General features: G+C 56.3%; 3 protein-coding genes. 2 read left to right on the forward strand and 1 reads right to left on the reverse strand.

What is annotated here, in order from left to right; translation table 11 throughout:
* Positions 1-173: 173 nt before the first annotated feature.
* A complete protein-coding gene (locus KHU33_RS25645) occupies positions 174-2,267 on the forward strand; it encodes a M13 family metallopeptidase (RefSeq protein WP_211468300.1) in 2,094 nt (697 codons plus the stop codon).
* Here the strand turns inward: KHU33_RS25645 and KHU33_RS25650 are convergent.
* The gene (locus tag KHU33_RS25650) at positions 2,257-2,601 is read right to left on the reverse strand and encodes a hypothetical protein (RefSeq protein ID WP_456236957.1); all 345 of its coding nucleotides are present in this window, start codon (positions 2,599-2,601) and stop codon (positions 2,257-2,259) included. The genes KHU33_RS25645 and KHU33_RS25650 overlap by 11 nt on opposite strands.
* A gap of 66 nt (positions 2,602-2,667) precedes the next feature.
* Between KHU33_RS25650 and KHU33_RS25655 the strand changes: the two genes are divergently transcribed.
* Positions 2,668-3,822 carry an ABC transporter substrate-binding protein gene (locus KHU33_RS25655; protein ID WP_407928322.1) on the forward strand — a complete coding sequence of 385 codons (1,155 nt, stop codon included), beginning with the start codon at positions 2,668-2,670 and terminating at the stop codon, positions 3,820-3,822.
* The last annotated feature ends 168 nt before the right edge of the window (positions 3,823-3,990 follow it).

A 3,990-nucleotide genomic window follows, 5' to 3' on the forward strand; every position in this document is an offset into this window, starting at 1 on the left:
CGGCTGCAGGCGTCGCATGCCGTTGTTGCAGCTCCTTGCCGTAGCACCGCTACGTCGCGTCGCTGCGCCTAGGCACGCAACGCCTGCCGCGCGTTCGCACTCACAAATCAATTGTTAACAGGCCCTACCAAAGGCTGTTTTTTCCGATAATTTCTCATAAGGATTATTTACTCGTGAAACGCTCTCTGATCTGTGCCGCAGTGCTGACCATGGTTGCAGGCTATACCGCCTCCAGCGCCAGCTTCGCTCAAACTCCCCGCACCGCAGCCGCCGCTGTGGCAGCCCCGGCCCCGACCTCGGGCTCAATCCTGGCCAGCGGCATCGACATGCAAAATGCCGACTTGACGGTACGCCCTCAGGACGATTTCTATAGCTATGTCAACGGCGGCTGGCTCAAGAAAACCGAAATCCCCGCCGACAAATCATCGTGGGGCGCATTCTATGAATTGCGTGAAAACTCCCTGAACCAGCTGCATACCATCGTCGACGCCGTCAGCGCGGAGAAGAACGTCACACCCGGCTCCAACCAGCAGAAAATCGCTGACTTGTACGCCAGCTACATGGATGAACCGGCACTGGAAACACGCGGCATCAAGCCGCTGGATGCGGAATTCGCCAAAGTCGATGCTTTGAAAAACAAGAAACAGATCCCGGACCTGATCGCCCATCTGAACAGCATCGGCGTCAACGCGCCATATGACCTGGGCATCCATCAGGACGCCAAGGATTCAAGCAAAGTGATCGCCGACCTCGGTCAAAGCGGACTCGGCCTGCCGGATCGCGATTATTACCTGAAAGCCGACGACGCCAAGCTGAAAGACACGCTGGCCAAATACCGGGCGCATATCGAAACCATGCTGACGCTGGCCGGCGACAAGGCCGCCCGTAAAAACGCCGCCAGCATCGTCGCCCTGGAAACCGAGCTGGCCAAGGTGCAATGGACCAAGGTCGAGAACCGCGACCCGGTCAAGACCTACAACCGGGTTGAACTGGCGCAGCTGCATGCACTGGCGCCGCACTACGAATGGGACGGCTATCTGTCCGGCGCCGGCTTGAAAAACAAGGTGACTTACCTGGTGGTCAGCCAGCCCAGCTACATCAAGGGTTTCGACAAGATTCTCGAAAAGACACCGCTGCCGGTCTGGAAAGCGTATTTCAAATGGCATGTGCTGAGCAGTTTCGCCTCTGACCTGTCCAAGCAGTATGTCGACCAGAATTTCGCATTCAAAGGCACTGTGCTGCGCGGCGTACCGCAGAATGAGCCACGCTGGAAACGCGGCATCAATGTAGTCGAAGCCAGCATCGGCGAAGGCCTGGGCCAGCTCTACGTAGAGCAGTTTTTCCCGCCGGAGAATAAAGCCCGCATGGAGAAACTGGTGGCCAATCTGATCGCCGCCTACAATCAGAGCATCGATGGCCTGGACTGGATGGGAGCGGATACCAAGAAGCAGGCGCAGAAAAAATTGTCGACGCTGATGCTGAAGATCGGCTATCCGGACAAATGGCGCGACTACTCCAGCCTGGTCATCAAACGCGATGACCTGGTCGGCAATGTGATCCGCGCCAGAGAGTTTGAGTACAAGCGCAACATCGACAAACTCGGCAAGCCGGTCGACCGCACCGAATGGGGCATGACGCCGCAAACCGTGAACGCCTATTACAACCCGGAGTTCAACGAAATCGTATTCCCGGCAGCGATTCTGCAACCGCCATTCTTCAACGCCAACGCTGACGACGCCGTCAACTACGGCGGCATCGGCGCGGTGATCGGCCATGAAATCAGCCACGGCTTCGACGACCAAGGCAGCCAGTACGATGAAATCGGCAATCTGCGCGATTGGTGGACCAAGGAAGATCACGAGAAATTCGCGGTCAAGACCAAGGCGCTGGTGGCGCAATACAGCGCTTACAGCCCGGTTCCCGGTTACAAGGTTAACGGTGAACTGACCCTGGGCGAAAACATCGCGGACAACTCCGGCCTGGCCATCGCCTACAAGGCATATCACCTGTCTCTGAATGGCAAGACGCCGCCAGTGATCGACGGTCTCACCGGCGATCAACGGCTGTATCTGGGCTGGGGCCAGGTATGGCGCGGCAAGGTGCGCGATGCTCAGGCTATCGTTTATGTAAAGACCGATCCGCACTCGCCGCCACGCTTCCGCGGCAACGGCACGCTGGGCAACCAGCCTGGTTTCTACAGTGCGTTTGACGTCAAGCCGGGCGACAAGATGTATCTGCCGCCGGAACAGCGCGTTATCATGTGGTAAGCATGACAGTTACGCATTGAAGCCATGGTTGCATGCAAAAGCCATCGACGAGATCGGTGGCTTTTTTGTGTGCCGATGCGACTTCAAGTAATTGGCGATGACGGTGGCGCGGTCGATACTCAGCGCAGACCGTAACGGTGCGCTGGCAAAACCGGTCCGGTCCTTGCCAGCCGTGCAGTGATACAGCATGCTCTTGTTCTGCTCCGCGAGCTTCAGGAAACAATCGCAAGAACTGGTAAAAACGCCAACTACCGCCAAAACCATCTCTTCTTTTGTTTTCTTCAAGCAAAAAATCTATAATGCGCGATGGTGCAATGCTATGGCGTTGATTCATGCGCCGATTCACGCCTCGATCACGCCTCACATTGCGCCGCTTGTTCAACATCAGAAAATGGCAATCATGCATCTTCACCGTCGTCTCTTATCCCTCCTTCTAGCGCTGGCAATTGGTGTCAGCGCTCCGTTATCCGCGAGTTTTGCCGAATCCGGCGTCACCGACCAGAAAATCCTGCTGGGACAATCGGCCGCATTTTCCGGTCCGGCCGCGCAGTTGGGGATTCAGATGAATGCCGGCGCAAAAGCGTATTTCGACTCGGTCAACGAACAGGGCGGCGTATATGGACGGCAGATCGAAATCATCAAAGCCGACGATAAATACGAAGCCGACCTGGCCGCAGCCAATACCAAGCGCCTGATTGAGAAAGACGATGTATTTGCCTTGTTCGGCTACGTCGGCACGCCGACCAGCAACGCCGCCTTGCCGATTTTCACCCAAGCCGGAGTACCCTTCTTTGCACCGGTCACCGGCGCCCAATCCTTGCGCGAACCGATGAATCGCCAGATCTTCAATATCCGCGCCAGCTACTTCGATGAAACCGAGCACCTGGTGGAAAAACTGGCTAACGTCGGCATCAAGAATATTGCCGTGTTCTACCAGAACGATGCCTATGGCCGCGCCGGACTGGAAGGCGTGCAACGCGCGCTGAAGAAGCTGAATCTGGAACTGGTCGAATCGGCCACGGTGGAACGCAACAGCAGCGACGTCAAACAGGCGGTCAGCAAGATTTTGCCGAAACGCCCGGCCGCGGTGATCCAGATCAGCGCCTATACTTCGTGCGCCGCTTATATCAAGGAGATGCGCAAGGCCGGCTATACCGGCCAGTTCTACAATGTATCGTTCGTCGGCAGCCAGGCCCTGGCCGACGCGCTGGGCAAGGATGGTGAAGGCGTCGTCATTTCGCAGGTAATGCCCTTCCCGTGGAGTTCGTCGACTCCGGTGGTCGCTGAATATACCAAGCTGATGGAAAAAGCCGGTGTCAAAGAACCCAACTTCTCCAGCCTGGAAGGTTTCATCGCGGCCAAGGTATTCGTCGAAGGCTTGAAACGCGCCGGCAAGGATTTGACACGTGCAAAACTGGTCAAGGCGCTGGAAACCATCAACATGAAAAACTATAACGGCGGCGGCTTCGATGTGAATTTCAGCGGCAACAGTCACAGCGGCTCGAAATTTGTCGAGATGACCATGATTACCAAAGATAAGAAATTCTTGAACTGACAAGCCGCGTCGAGCATTCAGCCAACAAAAAAATCCGGCGTCGAGCCTAATGCCGTTCAGTTAAGGTCTCTTTTCAGGACCCGGACGGAGTAACGTTGAGGTAGCGCTTTGACGACCCGGTCGTAATGTCGACCGGGTCGGTCTTCGTTCAGCAGGGCGACTAATCGT

It is taken from the genome of Collimonas silvisoli (assembly GCF_018305005.1).
GTDB classification, from domain to species: Bacteria; Pseudomonadota; Gammaproteobacteria; order Burkholderiales; family Burkholderiaceae_D; genus Collimonas; species Collimonas silvisoli.

Bases quoted from the DNA above. Each gene is read 5' to 3' on its own strand.
- KHU33_RS25650 (WP_456236957.1), bottom strand. From the start codon at position 2,601: ATGAATCAACGCCATAGCATTGCACCATCGCGCATTATAGATTTTTTG.
- KHU33_RS25655 (WP_407928322.1), top strand. From the start codon at position 2,668: ATGCATCTTCACCGTCGTCTCTTATCCCTCCTTCTAGCGCTGGCAATT.